Consider the following 16,854-nt stretch of genomic DNA (forward strand, 5'->3'; position numbering starts at 1 on the left):
GGACTAGGGAGTACGGCGTCCCGATACTGCTACCCGGCCAGCTGGAGTCCGCGCCGGCGCCGTCTGGCCCAAATGAGCAGCAGAAGTCCTCCTCCGAGCACGACGATGCCGACGCCGACCGCGAGCCACGCCCCGCGGGCGTCGATTCCGGTCGAGGGAAGAGGGGCGATGAACGTGTTCGTGAAGACGATGCCGGTCGTCTGATCCGCGATCGCGACCGTGGCGGAGGCTCCGGGCGCCTCCTGGCCGTCGACCGTCACCGTGGTCGCCGTCGCGCCGCCGGTGTCCGTCTCGGTGACCACGCATTCGCTGCCCGACGGCAGGCCCTCGATCCGCGCCGTCGATCGGTTCGGTCCGCCGATCTCGTACGTCGCATCGACGACGACGACTCCCGGTTCCGGATGCGAGGAGTCGACGAGCACGCAGGTCACCCGCACCGGGAAGAGCCGGGAGACCCCGTCTGCGCCCGACCCGTCGACGATCTTCGCGATGCTGAGAACCCCGGTGGTGAACACGTTGGTGATCGCCACCGACGTCTGGTCCGGCGAATCCGTGGCCGGGAGCGGTCCGAGCTCCGCGGTCGTGCCCGTGGTGGGCTCCCCCGCCTGCCCGCCCTCCGTGACGACGAGGGTCGTGTACTCGGCGTCGGCCGACTCCGTCTCCGTGACCGCGCACTCGGCGCCCTGCGGGAGCTCGGTCCAGATGAGCGTCTCGCCGTCGGCTATCGTCCGGGTCATGGGCTCCAGTGCCTGCACCTGCTGCTCCTCCCACACGCATTCGAGCGCGACCTCGAAGGGTCCGTAGGCGACCGGTTCGCCGTCTGCGTCGACCGCGCCGCCGTCGTCGACCGTCTTCGAGACCGAGACCTGCGCGAGGTCGAAGGTGTTCCTCACATCGAGTCCGGGTTGCGGTTGATCATCGACGCTCAGGATCGCCGGATCCGTCTGCACGGTGAAGACGTAGCTCTCGCCATCGCCTGCGACCACTTCTCCTGCGTCGTTCAGGATCTCCGTCGAGCTGGCCCCTCCGTCGTCGACCTCGGTCAGACGGCATTCGGATGCGGTCGGGAGCGCCTCCCACAGCGCCGTCGGCGAGTCGGCGCTGACCGTGCGCACGTCACCGCCGGGAATGTCGACGCTCTCGCCGTCGCGGACGCACGTGAGTCGCAGCTCGTACTCCCCCGTGCCGAACTTGCTCGCCCCGTCGCCCGCGAAGGTCTTCGTGACCTCGAGCGAACCGGTGAGGTACCAATTCGTCGCGGTGACCGTGACGAGGCCGCCGGTCACGGGGACGACACCGATGCCGACCGAGGTGTCCGCGCCGTCGTTGGGCTCGATCACCACGGCATCCGCCCCGTTGAGATCGTCCTCCGTGACGGTGCACTCGGACCCGGGGACCACATCCGTGAGCGGCGTCGACCATCCGTTCGCCGCATTCAGCTCGACCGAGGTCGACAGCACCGTCTCGCCGGCGAGCAGACAGACGACGTCGAATGCGAAGGTCTGATCGAGGCCGAACTGCTCGGCTCCGCCGCCCTCGAACTCCTTCACGAGAAGCAGCGCCGTGGCGTCGTAGAGGTTGGTGTACGTGACGGTGTTGACCGTGGTGTCGGCGCCCGGCTGCAGCTCGGGGATCACCACCGTCCGGCTCTCCTGATCGATCTGCGGCGCCAGCTCGCCCTCTGCGCCGGTGACCTCGGCCGAGGTGATCGTGTCGTCGGCTCCCCTGTCGTCGGTCTCGGTGACCGTGCACTCCGATCGCGCGGGGATGGGCGAGATCACTTCGCTCTGCCCGGCGTCGAGCGTGAACGTGTCGTCCACGACGGTCTCTCCTCGGAACGTGCACACGACCTCGAACTCGAAACCTGTGGGCACGAACGGGCTGTCCGACTCGACGATCTTGCCCACCTCGAGCGCCGCCCACTCGTACGAGTTCTCGACGGCGAGCGCGAACACCTCGTCTGCCTGCGACACCGTGATCGAGTCGGGCGTCACCGCAGTCGATGTCTGGCCCGCGTCGTCTTCCACGACGGTGCACACCGAGCCGACCGGGACGTCGGGGATGACGACCGGGGCAGCTCCCGGAACGAGCGTGACGACCCCGTCGTCGGCCAGAGGCACCTCGGCGCCGAACCAGTCGCACGACACCGTCGCCGTGTACTCGGCCGGCACAGGGAACCCGTCGGGGGCGTCCACGGTCTTCTCGATCGACACCGAGCCGTTGTCGAACTCGTTCGTGACAGACACCTCGATGGGCGTGATCCCTTCGCCGATGATCACGGGCTGTGCGGGGCTGATCGTGGTGTCTGTCGCGTGACCCGCGTCTGGCTCCGAGACCGTGCACGCGGCTCCCGTCGGAAGCCCCTGGTAGAGGGCGCTTCCGGCACCGACGATCGTCCGAGTCGGCCCGCCGGGGATCTCGACATCGGTCGTCACGCCGTTGATCTCGCGCGTGCAGGCGAGGCTGACCTGGTAGTCGTCCTGGGTCGCGGGATCCAGTTCCGCAGCCGGCATCCCGGTCAGTTCCTTCTGCACTTCGAGCGCGCCGACGGTGAACGTGTTCGTGACATCGGCGTCGACGGGGGTCGACGGGTCGTCCCCGACGACCACCACCACCGGACCCGTGTTCGAGTTGGCGCCGCCGTTGCCGGTCTCGGTCACCGTGCACTCGGCCCCGGTCGGAAGATCCTCTACCAGCCACGTGGGGTCGTCCCGACTGAGGGTCGCAGAACCCGCGTACACAGGATCCGGGCTCGCCCCCTCGAGGGTGCACACCATCTCGACGGTGAAGGTCGCGCCGCCCCACTCGTCTCCTCCGGCTCCTGCGATGAATTTCGTGACCTCGACCGCGCCGGTCGTGAACGCGTTCTCGACCGCGATGACCGTCAGCGCCGCTGAAGACCCTTCGTCATAGGGAAGAACCGTGAACGACGTCTCGTCGGCGACGACCTCGTCGCCCGCTTCACCGTCTTCCGTGATGACGATGGTGGTCTGCGGCGCACCACCCGCGTCGGTCTCGGAGACCGAGCATTCGGACCCTGCGGGGAGATCGGAGAAGGTCCGGGTGTCTCCGTCTTGAAGGGTGAACTCGCGATCGGCTTCGGGGATCGTCTCCTGCCCGAGGTAGATGCAGCTCGCCTCGAACGAGTACGAGCGCGTGTAGGTGACGGGATCGCCGTTCTCGTCGGACGCGCCGCCGTTGTCGACGTCCTTCACGACCGAGAAACCTCCGGCCGCGTACTCGTTGACGACGGTGATCGCCGACTGCTCGGGGTCGCCGCTGTAGGGATCCCAGATCGACGGCTCCTCGCTCCAGTCGCGATCGGCGGTCACTCCGTCTGCCGGATCCACTGTCACGGTCACACCCGGGATCAGGGGGTCCTCGGCGACGGTGCAGGTCGAGAAGAGGGGCAGATTCACGGGCCCGGTCTCGCTGTTGTACTGGAGCACGGTGCCGTCGGCATCGACCGACGGCCGGCTCGCATCGCTGCCGTCGGCTCGCAGCAGGGTGACGTCCTCGCCACCCGAGGTGCAGGTGACGAGAAGCGGATAGCTCGCGGGCAGGTCGATATCGGTGGCGAACTCGGGCGCCTGGACATCCTTGGCCAGGAGCAGCTGGCCGGTGGCCGCGGCGACGCCCACCTTCTGCGGTTCGACGACGAGCGACGGCCGCTCGGGCTGCGAGACCGTGGCATTCGAGCGGGACGCGGTGGCGAACGAGTTGTAGGCGACGGGAAGACCCGAGGGCACGGCCGACGCTGCGGGCAGCACGAGGGGCGTCTGGGTCTCGTAGGTGAGGCGCAGTGTCTCTCCCGGACGAAGGCCGGGAGCCGGCGAGACGGCGTCCGGGTTGTCGTACTCCAGCACGAGAAGCACGCTGCGAGCGGCAGCAAGCGTCTCGGCCGGTGTCGTGTCATCCGCCAGGGTCCAGTCGAAGCCGCAGGCGGGGTCTGCTGCGGCGTCTTCCGTGAACACCTTGATCGCGTTGTCGTTGCAGGACTGACTGAGCTGAGCCGGCGAGAGGTAGATGCCGTAGGTGGCATACGCGCTGTCCTGGAGGGATGCGAAGTTGGCGGCGAGAGTTCCCGACAGCGTCACCGGGAACTGGGATCCTCGATCCGCGGCGACGATGACCCCCTGATCGCCGACGGTGGGCAGGGTGTCGACCGCCGCCACCACCCGCGCACTGGTGTTGCCGTTGTTGGTGAAGTCGATGCGCCAGGACTCCTCACCTCCGGGGCGGGTGACAGGGGCGCAGGGGAAGGAGTAATAGCCGTCGTCCACTACGCCAGGCAGCGTCGGATCGCATGCCGCTGCGTCGCCTTCGACGTTGAGCACCCCGAGATCGTCGTCGACTGTGGCCGGGTCGCCGGCCGCCGTTCCCTTGACGTACTTCTTCGCCGAGATCGCCGCACTCGCCAGCGGAGTGACCTCGGTGTCGGCCGAGCAGGTCGCGACCCCCGACTCGGGGGTCTTCGGCGCGAGATCGGCGCCGTCGATCACCGTCGTGCCCTGGCAGGTCTCGAAGAGGCGGTCGGAGGTCACGGTGACCGTGTTGCCGACGGTCGTGTCCGGGGTGAGGTCGTCGCGGAACCGCAACGGCGCGGTCACCGTCAGCGTCCAACCGGCCTCGAACACGAAGTCGTCGGGAGCAGAGATGGTGAGCAGACCGGTGCTCTCATCCAGCTCGGCGCTGAAGCCGGGGTCCCCGGTCGGGGCACCGGAGCCGCTGAGCGCGAAGGTGTACGCCGGCGGGGTGGGTTCGACGAGCAGTGAGCCCTCGGCATCCGTCTCGATCTGATCGACCACCTCGAAACCGGTCATGTCCCACTGCCCGGTGTTGGCGACGGTGATGACGTAGGGAATCGTGCCGGAGGCGCTGACGAGTGCAGACGAGCCGCGGGTCTTCGTGACCTCGACCGTGTTCGGTCGATGCAGCACCACGGTGGAATCGGATGCCTCTCCCTCCTGCTCGAAGACCTGATCCGGACCGAACTGCGCCGTGCTGTACGACTGCACATCGTCGCTGATGACGCCCCGCTCGGCCTCGCCCGGGTTGGGCTGCAGATCGGGTCGCGTGGTCGAGACGAAGACGTCGGGATCGCTGCGCAGGAACTCGCGTCGCTCGGTGGTGAGCGAGAACGTGAGCTGCGGGTTGAAGGGACGCTCCCACTGCAGGACGTCGCCGTCGGCGTCGACCTGACGGGCGCTGAAGCGCACGCCCACGATCGTGTCCGCGTCGACACCCGTCGGCGGGTCGAGCTGAACCGTCGAGGGGGTCGGCGATGCGACCCAGTCTCCGCTCACCCAGCACGGCGAGGCGTCCGTCACCGGTGCACCGTTGCAGGTCGCGATCAGAGTGCCCGCGACCTCGGCGTACTCGACGTCACGTGCCGCGTCGTCGTCGACGAGCACGTCCATGGCCACCTCGTTCACCGGGGCGGGGACGGCGATCTGCGCACCCGCGAAGTCCATCGTGTTCCAGAAGGTCGGCGTGGTGTCCGTCAGCTCGAACGAGGTGGTGCGTGCGGTTCCGTTCGGGCGTCCGCCGAGCTCGGTGACGTACGTGGTCGATTCGTCTTCATAGACGGATTCGGGACTGATCGTCTTGGTGGTCTCGATCGCATAGCTCGCTGCGACGATCGCGAACTCGTCGGCGGCATCCGCGATGCCCGTGCCGCACTGGTTGTCGGCGCAGCCGTCGAGCACAGGGCTTTCGAGCTGCACGTGGGCGTCGTTGACGATCGATTCGCCGGCCGGGGTCACGGCGACCTGCTGGGCAGGATTCGACCTCAGCACGTCGCGCAGCTGCCAGGTCAGCAGGACTCGGCCTGACGCGCCGGTCGGAATCGCCGGGGTCCCGTCGTCCGAGCGGAACGCGACGGACAGTCCCGTCACGTCGGCGAGGTCGGTGGCGTCGAGCTCGAGGGCGTCGGCATAGGAGTACTCCGTGGCGATCGCGCCACGCGTGAGAGTGACCGTGGTCTGGGCTTCGGTGATGCCCGCGGGAACCTCGATCGCATCGATGTCGTGAAGATCGAGGGTGTCGAACGCGGTGTCAGGCAGCGCATCCCCCGCGGTCGGGTCGTCGATGACCATGCCGGACACGCGAGCAGCAGAGATGTTCGTCGCCACGAGCGTCGCGCTGATCAGCGGGTAGTCGGAGGGGTCCGCGGGCGGGTCCACGGCGGGGAGGCCCAGCTGGTCTTGATCGAAGGTCTTGGTCAGGGTGGCGTTGATCGGCTGATCGACGATCAGGATCGTGTCGTTCGCCTCGTCGACGCTGTCGACCCCGGTCGCCTCGTTGACACCGCGGGCGCTGGCGGTGTTGTCGACGAGCCCGGCGTCGTCCGTGTTGTAGGTGTACTCGTGGAAGTTGCCCAGCACCGATTGAGAGGGGACGCTGCGCAGGGTGTCGCGCACCTGGAACTGCAGATCCACGGGACGTCGTTCATACGATGACCCGACGCCTTCGCCGTCGCTCCCCTCGGAGATCACGATCCTGACCGCGAGAGCAGCGGCGCTCTCGGTCTCACTCAGCGTGTAGCCGCCGAACTCTCCGTCGCACCCCTCCGCGCATGCCTCCGCCGTGATGTCGGTCCATCCCGCACCCTCCAGGTACAGGGAGACCTCGGTGATGACGTCGCCCGCGATCAGCGGGTCCGTCGTCGCCGTGATCGGATCGATGGCGACGAGGTTCCACGCGTCGTAGACCGATCCCGCCGTAGCGGCCGGGTCCGCCGTCTCGGAGATGTCGGTGAGGGTCATGCTGCTGACGTTCAGCCCCTCGGTCGACCAGAGGAGCCGGGCGGTGCGGCGTTCGCCCGACAGTGCGGGGACGTCGTCCTCCAGCCACTGCTTGTCGAGGAAGTCCGGGCCGACCCCGCCGTCGATGGGCAGCACGTCGACCTGGTCGGATGCGTCCGCGGTCTTCTCTCCACCGGCATCCGGGTTGTCGACGAGCGACTGCGCGGTGTTGTTGAATGTCGCCTCGTCGTCTTGCGCATCGGTCACCTCGACACCGATGTGGGTGGCCACCGTGAACCCGGGCGGGAGCAGTTCAGGGCAGCCCTCCATGTCCATCGGCAGGTACTCGAGCTGGATGCCGCCGATGTCGTCCTGGAGCTCGGCGGGGATCTCGTACGACCACAGCGACTCCGGCCCCGGCACCTCCGTCGCGTCCGGGAAGTCGGTCCACGGCCCGTCCGGTTCCTGCCAGTAGCGGACGGTGAGGGTCGTGCACGCCGGGATGTCGGTGTTCGTGATCTCGGTGGCGGTGAAGGCATCCCAGAACGCCGTGTCGACCTGCGGCAACGCCGGGTCCGAGATGACGAGCCGCTCGGACCCCGTCGTGGAGTCGGGTGTGACGTTGCCCGTCAGAGTGACATCCGCGTCGGTTCCCGGCACTCCCCAGATCGTGTCCGGAGCGATGGACTTGGTCACGGAGGTGTCGAGCGTGAGAGGGTCGATCGTGAACGGGGCCGACGCGTCATCGATGCCGATCTGGCCGGCGCTGTTCTCGGCAGCGGTGTCGACCGCGTTCGTGCTCGCGACCTGTTCGTCGGTCGACAGCGCCGTGATGTCGATGGGAATCGCCGCATACGATCCGGCGACGATCTCATCGCCCTCGGCCGAGTACACGATCGTGAATCCCTCGACCGTGCAGCCGTCGGTGGGCTCGGGCAGCGTATCGGGCGTGGTCGTCGACTCCGTGCTGGCAGCGCAGTCGCTGTACTGATAGGTGATCTCGGCAGCGGTCGCGGCGACGGGCCATTCCACATCGCCGAAACCGTCGAACTGCAGTCCCTGCTCGGAGAAGGTCGCGGTGCCCTCGGTCGGCTCGGTGACGGTGAGCGTCTGGACGTTCTGCGATCCGACGGTGGCGGTGATGCTGGCCGTCGCGCTCTGACCGCTGACGAGGGTGCTGTCGCTGAACGACTTCTCGATCGTCACATCGGGCAGACGCTGTGCGATCACGACGGCTGCAGAGTCCGTCGTGGGGTCGCTGGTCTCTCCGCCGCGCGCGACGGTCGACGACGCGTCGTTCGAGACGGTCACGTCGGTGTCATCCGGAATCGCCGTGACGGCATCGTTCGTGACCGTGTGGACGACGACCTCTCCGGTCGCCCCCGGCGCGAACGTGCCTGTGAAGGTCACCCGGATACCGGCGGAATCGCTGATGGGGTCGGGAGCTGTCGTCGTCCAGGCTCCGCCGACGAAGTACTCCGTCGTCGTCGACTCCGTTCCCTCCGGCGGTGTGACGTCGTAGCCCGTCACATCGAGGTACCCACCGAAGTCCCCGGGAGGAACGATCGGGTCTTGAACGACGATCGTGTCGACGTTCTGGTTCGAGGCGTTCCCGGGAGTGACCGTCCAGTCGACCACCTCACCGGGGACCGCCGGAAGGGTGCTCGTCGGCGCGACCGTCTTGTCGATGCTCGACTCGAGCGTCGTGTCCACGGCGAGCACGACGTCCGCGGTCGCCGGCGTGGCAGGAGCGTTGTCGGCGACCGCCGTGGCCGTGTTCGTCACGGTCGCGCCGTCCCAGGTGCCGTCGGTCGCCGGATCCACGATCGCGTTGACGGTCACGGTCATGCTGTATCCCGCGGGCCAGATGACCGGGTCTGCGGTGAGATCCAGCCCAGGGGTGATGGCGAAGCTGTTCCCCGCGGTGTCCACGTCGAGGTCGTAATCGCCGGTCGGCTGTCCGGCTGGCGGGTTGATCTGCACCGTGACCGGATTCGCGATCGCCGGGTTGAACAGGAGCGGATCCGGGAGCTCGTCGCTGATGACGGTGTTGAGGCAGCCGGGGTCGTTCACCGACGAGCAGTTGACGGTGATCTGATAGGTCACCGTGTCGCCGGGCCCGAACGGGCCCGCCTCGACCGCGGTCTTCTGAATCGAGAACGCAGCGACCGCGAAGGCCGGCGCCGCTCCGAAGACCAAGGATGCCGCGGCGAGCGCGAGCACGGTGAGTCCTGCGAGAAACCGTCGTCGCCGTTCCATGTCGATGACCCCCCTGAGCCTGCGTGGATCAGGCCAGCGTAGGAAGGTCCCGAAGAGACCGACAGGACGCCCTCACCCTGACGGGGTGACACCGGGTGGTGGCGCGAAGGCCCGCCGCAAGCGCGCTTCTCCGCCCGACCCCACTACCCTCGTTCGTATGGCAGACGACGTTCGCAACGTGCTCGAAGCTCTCTCGGCGATCGACGAGCATTGGCAGCCCCATCGACTGACCAGCGTCAATGACTACGACGTCAAAGTGGTCAAGCTGCAGGGCGAGTTCGTGTGGCACACCCACCCCGACACCGACGAGCTGTTCATGGTCGTGAGCGGTCAGCTGACGATCCAGCTCCGCGATCGCGACGTCATCCTGAACCCGAACGACGTGTTCGTCGTTCCGCGGGGCGTCGAGCACTGCCCGAAGGCGACGGACGAGGTCCAGGCGATTCTGTTCGAGCCGAAAGGCACCGTGAACACCGGCGACACCGGGGGCGACATGACCGCCGAACTGCAGGAGCTCGACTGACGCGATGCCGGGTGAGAGGCGCTCCCGCAACGTGCCGGCCGGCGTGAGCGAGCCCTCGTCTCACTGTCGCGTGGTGATGATGCGCATGCGGTCCTCCGGGCGGATGAGGTGGTCGTGCGCCCCTGCATCCTCGCCGAGGTCGATCTGCACCCGGTGCACCCGGCCGCCGAAGGTACTGCTGCGGGTGTCGTAGTCGTCACTGACGGGTGTGCCGGTGTCGGAGCCGACGTCCATGGTCTCGTCGCCGGAGAAAGCCAGCGGCACGGTCGCGTCGATGCGTCCGGTCGCCACCTGCTCGCCGTCGACATAGAGGTCTGCGGTGGCTCCCTTGCCCAGGCCGCCGCCGTCGTACTCGAACTCGAGCCGCACCTGGTGATCTCCACTCGACAGAGGGTCTTCCGCGCGGACATAGGTGCGCCGCATCCCGAACAGGTTGTAGCAGTATGTCGGACGCCCCTCGTGGAGGTACAGCGCCCACCCTCCGAAAGCGCCGCCCTGGGCGATCACCACACCGGACGCCGCCTCGCCGCTCACGGTGAGATCGGCGGTGACCGCGTGGGACTTGTTCTTGACGTTGAGGACGACGTTCTCCGTGAGCCGACCCATGCCGCCGAACAGCACCTGTTGATCGCCGCGAATCAACGTCGGACGCCCAGCCAGGTCGGAGTTGAATCGCTCGATGCGCCGGTCGTCGAGCGGGAAGACGTTGTATTTCGACGCCTCGAGCAGGAACTTCTGCTGCAGGTGAGCCAGCTTCTCGGGGTCCTCTGCCGCGACGTCGTGGGCCTGCGTCCAGTCGTCGGGACCATAGAGCTCCCATACATCCGTGTCGATCGGCGGCAACGGCTTCCCCTGATCCCAGGGGAGCGAATGCCTGGTGACCGCCGTCCAGCCCTGGTGATAGATGCCCCTGTTGACGAACATCTCGAAGTACTGCGTCCGCCGTCGGTCCGCGGCCTGCTCGTCGTCGAACGTGTACGTCATGCTCACGCCCTCATACGGATGCTGCTGCACGCCGTGCACGAACGTGGGTTCGGGGATGCCGGCCACGTCGAGCACCGTCGGGGCGACGTCGATCACATGGTGGAACTGGTCGCGGGTCTCACCCGCAGAGCGGATGCCGCTCGGCCAGTGCACGATCGTCCCGGTGCGCGTGCCGCCCCAGTGGGAGGCGACCTGCTTCGTCCACTGATACGGGGTGTTCATCGCGTGCGCCCAGCCGACGGCGTAGTGGTTGTATGCCGCCGGAGTCCCGAAGTCGTCGATCCGCTCAGCCATGAACTCCGGGGTCTGCATCGCACCGGCGCCGTTGAGGTTGATGAGCTCGTTGAAACAGCCGTTCACGTCGCCCTCAGCTGAGGCACCGTTGTCGCCGATGATGACGTACACGAGTGTGTCGTCGAGTATCCCGAGATCGTCCAGCGCATCGAGGAGACGGCCGACATGGTGGTCGGTGTGCTCGAGGAATCCGGCGTAGACCTCCATCTGCCGCCGGAGGACCGGCTTGAGATCCTCAGGCATGTCGTCCCACGCCGGGATCTGCTCGTGTCGGGCGGTGAGTTCAGCGGACTCCGGGATCACGCCGAGCTGCTTCTGCCGCGCGAACGTCTGCTCGCGCACGACATCCCATCCGTCGTCGAACGCGCCTTTGTACTTGTCCGACCACTCCGTCGGCACATGGTGAGGTGCGTGAGTGGCACCTGGCGCGAAGTACGTGAAGAAGGGCTTCTCGGGCATCAGCGCCTTCTGCTGTCGCACCCAGTCGATCGCTCGATCCGTGATGTCCTCGGTGAGGTGGTACCCCTGCTCCGGTGTTCCCCACGGCTCGACAGGCGTGGTGTTGTGATAGAGCGCCGGCGCGTACTGATTGGTCTCCCCGCCGATGAATCCGAAGAAGTGCTCGAACCCGCCGCCACCCGACGGCCAACTTTCGAAGGGGCCCATCGGACTCGTCTGCCACACCGGCACCTCATGGCACTTGCCGAACTGTGCTGTCGAATACCCGTTGAGCTTCAGAGTCTCTGCTAGAGGAGCGCAGTCGTTGGGCCGAACCGAGCTGTATCCCGGCGCGGATGTGGCGATCTCTGTGATGCCGCCCATGCCGACCGTGTGGTGATTTCGTCCTGACAGCAGGGCCGCCCGCGACGGGGAACACAACGAGGTGTTGTGGAAGCGCGTGTACCTGAGGCCATGTGCCGCGAGCTTCTCGAACGTCGGTGTGTTCGCCGGGCCACCGAACGCGCTCGACGCTCCGAACCCGCAATCGTCGATCAGCACGATCAGCACGTTCGGCGCGCCCTCGGGAGGGAGCAGCGGTTCGATCGGCGGAAACGCCGTGTCGGGGTCCTTCGCGTCGTACGTGGCCGGATAGTCGCTGCTTCGGTGGGGAATCGGCAGCACCTGCCGCTGGATGGACGTGCTCATGTCACCCTTCGCGCTCTGAGGTCGGAGATGATCTCCAGTCAGTGTGAGCGCGCACCGAACGAGGCGCACCGCACCATCACCCCGATCGGGTGAACCCCCCTCGAACGCACGCCGCGGACTGTCCCCTTCAGTCGACCGGCGTGATGTCGCCGAGCTTCCAGCTGCGGTCGAAGTACCGCTCGAGCGGGCCGTAGAAGCGGAAGTACGAGAACCAGTGTCGCCCGGGGATGGTCTGCACCCAGTTCGATTCGCCCATGTCAGGAGCGGTCGGCCCGAAATGCAGATCGACGGAACCGTCGTCGTTCACCCTCAGCTCGGAGTCGCGAGACCCGCGGTCACCGCGCTGTTGATCGTTGTCGATCAGGCAGCGCGTGTCGACGTCGTACACGGTCGCAGACCAGAACAGCTTCGCGGGAACGTCAGCGGGAACGTGGAGGGTGTAGTGCCGGCTCCCGTCGAGCCACTGCCCGTCGCTGCCGACGTAGGAGCCGAGGTACGCCTGCCCCACACCCGGGGTCTGGCTCTTCATGGCGAGAGAGAAGGTGACGGCCTCATAGAACCAGGATGCGCGCTCCAGCAATTCGTCGTAATCGTCGCCGCGCTGCGTGGGATTGTCCAGGACGATGGCGATCTCCCACTTGCGATCCGGCCAGTAGCCGGCCTGGTCGAACCGCTTGGCGAACGTGTTGGCCTGGGCCATCAACTCTCCGGCGGCCGCACCCTGCTCGAGGATCTCGACCAGTCGCGCATCCGGCTCGAACGGCTTGCCCCTCTCGATGCCGAGCTGCTTCAGCATCGCCAGGTAGAAGCGATCCCGTTCCTCGACGAGTTCGGACTGATAGATCGCGTGCAGCCGCTTCCAGTACGCGAGGCCCCGAGGCTGATCGCCTGACCACGCCTTCCCACCGGGCGAGATGACTCGGGTCGACGGGGGTGCGGCGTGCTCGCTGAACGGATGCACCCGCACTTCCGCCACCAGCGCTGCGGCGCGCTCGGGGTCAGGGTCGAGCGTGCGGAAGCCCAGCATGATGTTGACTCCGGTGGACTGCACCGTGCGCCAGTCCTCCGGCACGTCCTCGGGGACCGACGAGCCGGGCGGGAGCACGAGGTACGTACCACCGGCTCCTTCGTCAGGCCCCATCTCGCCGAACGCTGCGATCTCGCGCTGCCAGAAGTCGCCGATGCCGCCCGCCGTGGGTCCCGCCGGATAGTCGATCACCAGCGGACCTGTCTCGCTGAGATCGATGAAGCTCAGGATGTACGGGGTCGTCGCGTTGGCCGTGATGATGCCCAGCCGGTCCCGGTATGAGAGGTACCGGACCAGGTCGTTGGGCGTCGCGCCGAAGACCTCGCGGCTCTGACTCTGCCACTCTGCGAACGAGACCAACGGCAGCGCCCAGAGGTACGCCTGACATGCCATCTGGTAGTCGAGCTCGTCGAAGATCGTCGGAATCGAAGACCGTGTCGGCAGCTCCCCGTCCATCTCGACCGCTGCCAGGCGCCCGGTCAGCTTCGTCACATCGATCCCCACGGTCCATCCCTCCGCTGCAGCCGAAGTCCGAGCGGACCGCCCGGACGCTCTGAACACCAGCACGGGCGCGAGCAGTCTGACGCTACTCACGGTGCACCCGCCCCGACAACGACCGCCTCACCCGATCGGGGGGAGGTCGAACGCGAGTCGGGGTCGGGGGGTCGAACCGGTGTCGGGGGAATCGGCTACTTCCCTCGGTCTCGACCCGCTGTCGCGTTCCCGCTGTCCGACCGGCTCTCAGACGGCGGACTCCCGAACGCGGAACCACAGGGTGAGCTCCATGATCGCGCGGCCGATCATGTCGTGGTCACCCATACGGAGGTCGTCGAAAGAATCGCGATAGCCCGACTGCATCCCCTGCTCCGCAGCGACGAGGGACTGATATCCCATCGTCCACTCGTCGAACCTCCGCTCATGCAGCGGCTCTTCGAGCAGCACCCGGACGTCCCTGTGTCGTGGGTCTCGGCCGATCTTCTCCATCAGCGCTTCGACGTCGGACCTTGAGCCCTCCAGGATCTGCACGAACTCGCCGCCGCGGTAGAGCAGCATGCCGGTGATGTCGTGGGTGCTGTTCCGCGCGCGGCTCACTGCGAGCAGCTCGGCGAGCTCCTCTTCGCTGAACGGATGCGTGGCGCTGCTGCAGTAGACGAGCGAGACGAGCGGGTCGATCACAGTCATCCGGCATCCCCTCCCCGACTCTCGATCTCGTCGGAGTGCGCCCCGACGGTCACCGTGGTCGTGACAGCCGCCATCGCCCGATGGTGGTCGGCGAAGTCGCCGATGGCGCGTGAGGCAGCGTCGAATGCCCGCCAGGCGCCGTCGGCTTGACGGTCGACGTAGCCGAGGAAGGAGCCGTCCCGGCTGCCCACGTAGAAGCCGTCGGCCACGCTCGCCCAGAGCGGGCGGGAGGAAAACGGCGATTGATCACCCATGGCCTCAGCGTACCTTCGCGGTTACGGCCGAGCGCGGCACCGTGATCGTCGAAAAGGCAGTCCCTGCTCGATCACTGCTTGAGCATGGCGACGGCGAGCTTGTGCTCGTCGTCGATCAGATGCGAGTGGTCGTCGTCTCCGAGGTCGATGCGCACCCAGTCGATCCTCCCCGAGAACGCGTTGCCGACCGAGCCGTACTCGTGTGACACCGGCGACGCCAGATCGCAGCCCACGTCAACGGTCTCGTCGAAGGTGAACTGGAAGGGCAGCGTCTTCTCGACGCGCCCCTCACCGACCTTCTCCTCACCGGCGTAGAGGGTCACAGTGCCACCCTTGGCGACTCCTCCCCCGTCGTAGGCGAAGTGCGCTCGCAACTCCTGATCACCGGCCGCGACGGGCCCGTCTGAGCGGACGATGTCGACGTCGATGCCGAGCAGGTTGTAGGCGAACGAGAGCACTCCGCTCTTGGCATAGAACGACCAGCCGCCGTACGCACCGCCCTGCGCGATGAGCACGCCGTCGGCGCCGGTATCCGGCACCGAGACCTGAGCGGTGACGGTCCACGACTTGTTCTTGATGTTGATCGTCGAGTTCTCACTCAGCCGCTTCATGCCGGGATAGAACTTCTGCGAGTCGCTGGTGATGAGCTGCGGGCGTCCGGCGATGTCGGGATTCATCCGCTCGGCGGAGCGGATGTCGAGGGGCAGCACGTTGAACCGCGCGGCCTGGATGAGGAACAGCCGCTGCAGATGCGCCAGGCGTTCGGGCTCGGCTGCCGCGAGGTCGTTCGACTGCGTCCAATCCTCGTCGACGTTGTACAGCTCCCAGACGTCATCGTCGAGGCCGTGCGACGACCCGGCCCAGGGGTCCTTGTGCTTCGCGACGGCCGTCCAGCCCTTGTGATAGATCGCGCGGTTGCCGAGCATCTCGAAGTACTGCGTCTCGTGCTGCTCGGGGGCATCGGCATCCGTGAAGGTGTAGTTCATGGCCGTCCCCTCATACGGGCGCTGAGTCACTCCGTTCACGACGCTCGGCTCAGGGATGCCGGCGGCGGCGAGCACGGTGGGCGCGACATCGATCACATGACTGAACTGGTTGCGGATCCCGCCCATCTGCACCCCGCCGTTCGGCCAGCTGACGATCGTGCCGTTGCGGGTGCCGCCCCAGTGGCTCGCCACCTGCTTGGTCCACTGGTACGGGGTGTCCATCGCATGCGCCCAGCCGACGGCGTAGTGGTTGTACGAGCTCGGGGTGCCGATGTCATCGATGTGATCGGCGACGTACTGCTCGGTCTCGATCTCGTTCATGTGATTGATCGTGAAGCCTTCGTTCGTGGTGCCGTGCATCGATCCCTCGGCGCTCGCGCCGTTGTCGCCGATGATCACGTAGACGAGGGTGTCGTCGAGGATGCCGAGCTCTTCGTAGGCGTCGAGCAGACGGCCGACGTGGTGGTCGGCATAGGCGAGAAATCCTGCATACACCTCCATCTGGCGCGCAAGAGCCGGCTTGATCAGTTCGCTCATCTCGTCCCACGCGGGAATCCCGGGGCTTCGCTCGGTGAGAACCGCATCCGCAGGGATGACGCCCAGCTCGCGCTGACGCGCGAAGGTCTCCTTGCGCACCTCGTCCCAGCCCTGGTCGAACTTCCCCTTGTACCGATCCGCCCATTCGGCAGGGACGTGATGCGGCGCGTGCGTCGCACCCGGAGCGAAATACGTGAAGAACGGCACATCGGGGACGAGCGACTTCTGCTCGCGCACCCAGGCGATCGCCTTGTCGGTCATGTCGCCCATGAAGTGGTAGCCGTCTTCGGGCGTGCCCCAGGGCTCGACCGGCGTGGTGTTCTCGTAGAGGGCGGGGTACCACTGGTTGGTCTCACCGCCGATGAAGCCGTAGAAGTACTCGAAGCCGTTGCCGGGGGTCGGCCACCCGCTGAACGGACCGATCGCGCTCGCCTGCCACACCGGCACCTCGTGGCATTTGCCGAACTGCGACGTGTTGTAGCCGTTGAGTTTCAACGTCTCAGCCAACGGGGCACAGCTGTTGGGCCGCAGCGAACTGTAACCCGGGGCGGAGGTGGCGATCTCGGTGATTCCGCCCATGCCGACCGTGTGGTGGTTGCGGCCGCTCAGCAGTGCCGCCCTGGTCGGCGAGCACAGCGCCGTCGTGTGAAACCGGGTGTACTTCAAGCCGGCTGCCGCGACGCGCTCGAAGTTCGGCGTCTGCACCGGCCCGCCGAATGCGCTGGATGCACCGAACCCGGTGTCATCGATGAGCACCACGAGAACATTCGGAGCCCCCTCTGGCGGGCGTACCGGGGTGATCGGCGGAAAGGACGTGTCAGGGTCGGTCGCGTCGTAGGTGACCGTTCCCGTGTATGCCAGATCGGGGATCGGAAGAACAGAACGCTGTACGTCGGACATCGCCACTCCCTGCGGT

At 66.9% G+C, this 16,854-nt stretch carries 7 protein-coding genes; 1 reads left to right on the forward strand and 6 read right to left on the reverse strand.

Features of this window, described 5'->3' with window-relative positions; all coding sequences use genetic code 11:
• Nucleotides 1–29: 29 nt before the first annotated feature.
• Nucleotides 30–9,005 carry a DUF5979 domain-containing protein gene (locus tag ACZ0AA_RS10120; protein WP_463512850.1) on the reverse strand — a complete coding sequence of 2,992 codons (8,976 nt, stop codon included), beginning with the start codon at nucleotides 9,003–9,005 and terminating at the stop codon, nucleotides 30–32.
• A 157-nt stretch (nucleotides 9,006–9,162) separates the two neighbouring features.
• Here ACZ0AA_RS10120 and ACZ0AA_RS10125 point away from each other — a divergent pair, with 157 nt between their 5' ends.
• Complete coding sequence (locus ACZ0AA_RS10125) at nucleotides 9,163–9,528, forward strand: cupin domain-containing protein (RefSeq protein WP_400866647.1); 366 nt, start codon at nucleotides 9,163–9,165, stop codon at nucleotides 9,526–9,528.
• Nucleotides 9,529–9,588: 60 nt separating this feature from the next.
• Here ACZ0AA_RS10125 and ACZ0AA_RS10130 read toward each other — a convergent pair whose 3' ends face one another.
• From ACZ0AA_RS10130 to ACZ0AA_RS10150, 5 genes are all read right to left on the reverse strand, one after another.
• Nucleotides 9,589–11,952: an arylsulfatase gene (locus ACZ0AA_RS10130; RefSeq protein ID WP_463512851.1), complete on the reverse strand. Its 2,364-nt coding sequence runs from the start codon at nucleotides 11,950–11,952 to the stop codon at nucleotides 9,589–9,591.
• Nucleotides 11,953–12,079: 127 nt separating this feature from the next.
• On the reverse strand, nucleotides 12,080–13,483 hold the full coding sequence (locus tag ACZ0AA_RS10135) for a DUF1254 domain-containing protein (protein ID WP_400866653.1): 1,404 nt from the start codon (nucleotides 13,481–13,483) through the stop codon (nucleotides 12,080–12,082).
• A gap of 237 nt (nucleotides 13,484–13,720) precedes the next feature.
• A complete protein-coding gene (locus tag ACZ0AA_RS10140) occupies nucleotides 13,721–14,161 on the reverse strand; it encodes a BLUF domain-containing protein (protein ID WP_463512852.1) in 441 nt (146 codons plus the stop codon).
• A complete protein-coding gene (locus ACZ0AA_RS10145) occupies nucleotides 14,158–14,415 on the reverse strand; it encodes a hypothetical protein (RefSeq protein WP_463512853.1) in 258 nt (85 codons plus the stop codon). Before ACZ0AA_RS10145 ends, ACZ0AA_RS10140 begins: the two co-directional genes overlap by 4 nt.
• Before the next feature lie 71 nt (nucleotides 14,416–14,486).
• Nucleotides 14,487–16,838, reverse strand: coding sequence for an arylsulfatase (locus ACZ0AA_RS10150; RefSeq protein ID WP_463512854.1), 2,352 nt, complete (start codon nucleotides 16,836–16,838; stop codon nucleotides 14,487–14,489).
• Nucleotides 16,839–16,854: the final 16 nt, after the last annotated feature.

The sequence above is a fragment of the Microbacterium sp. AC035 genome, assembly GCF_979258485.1.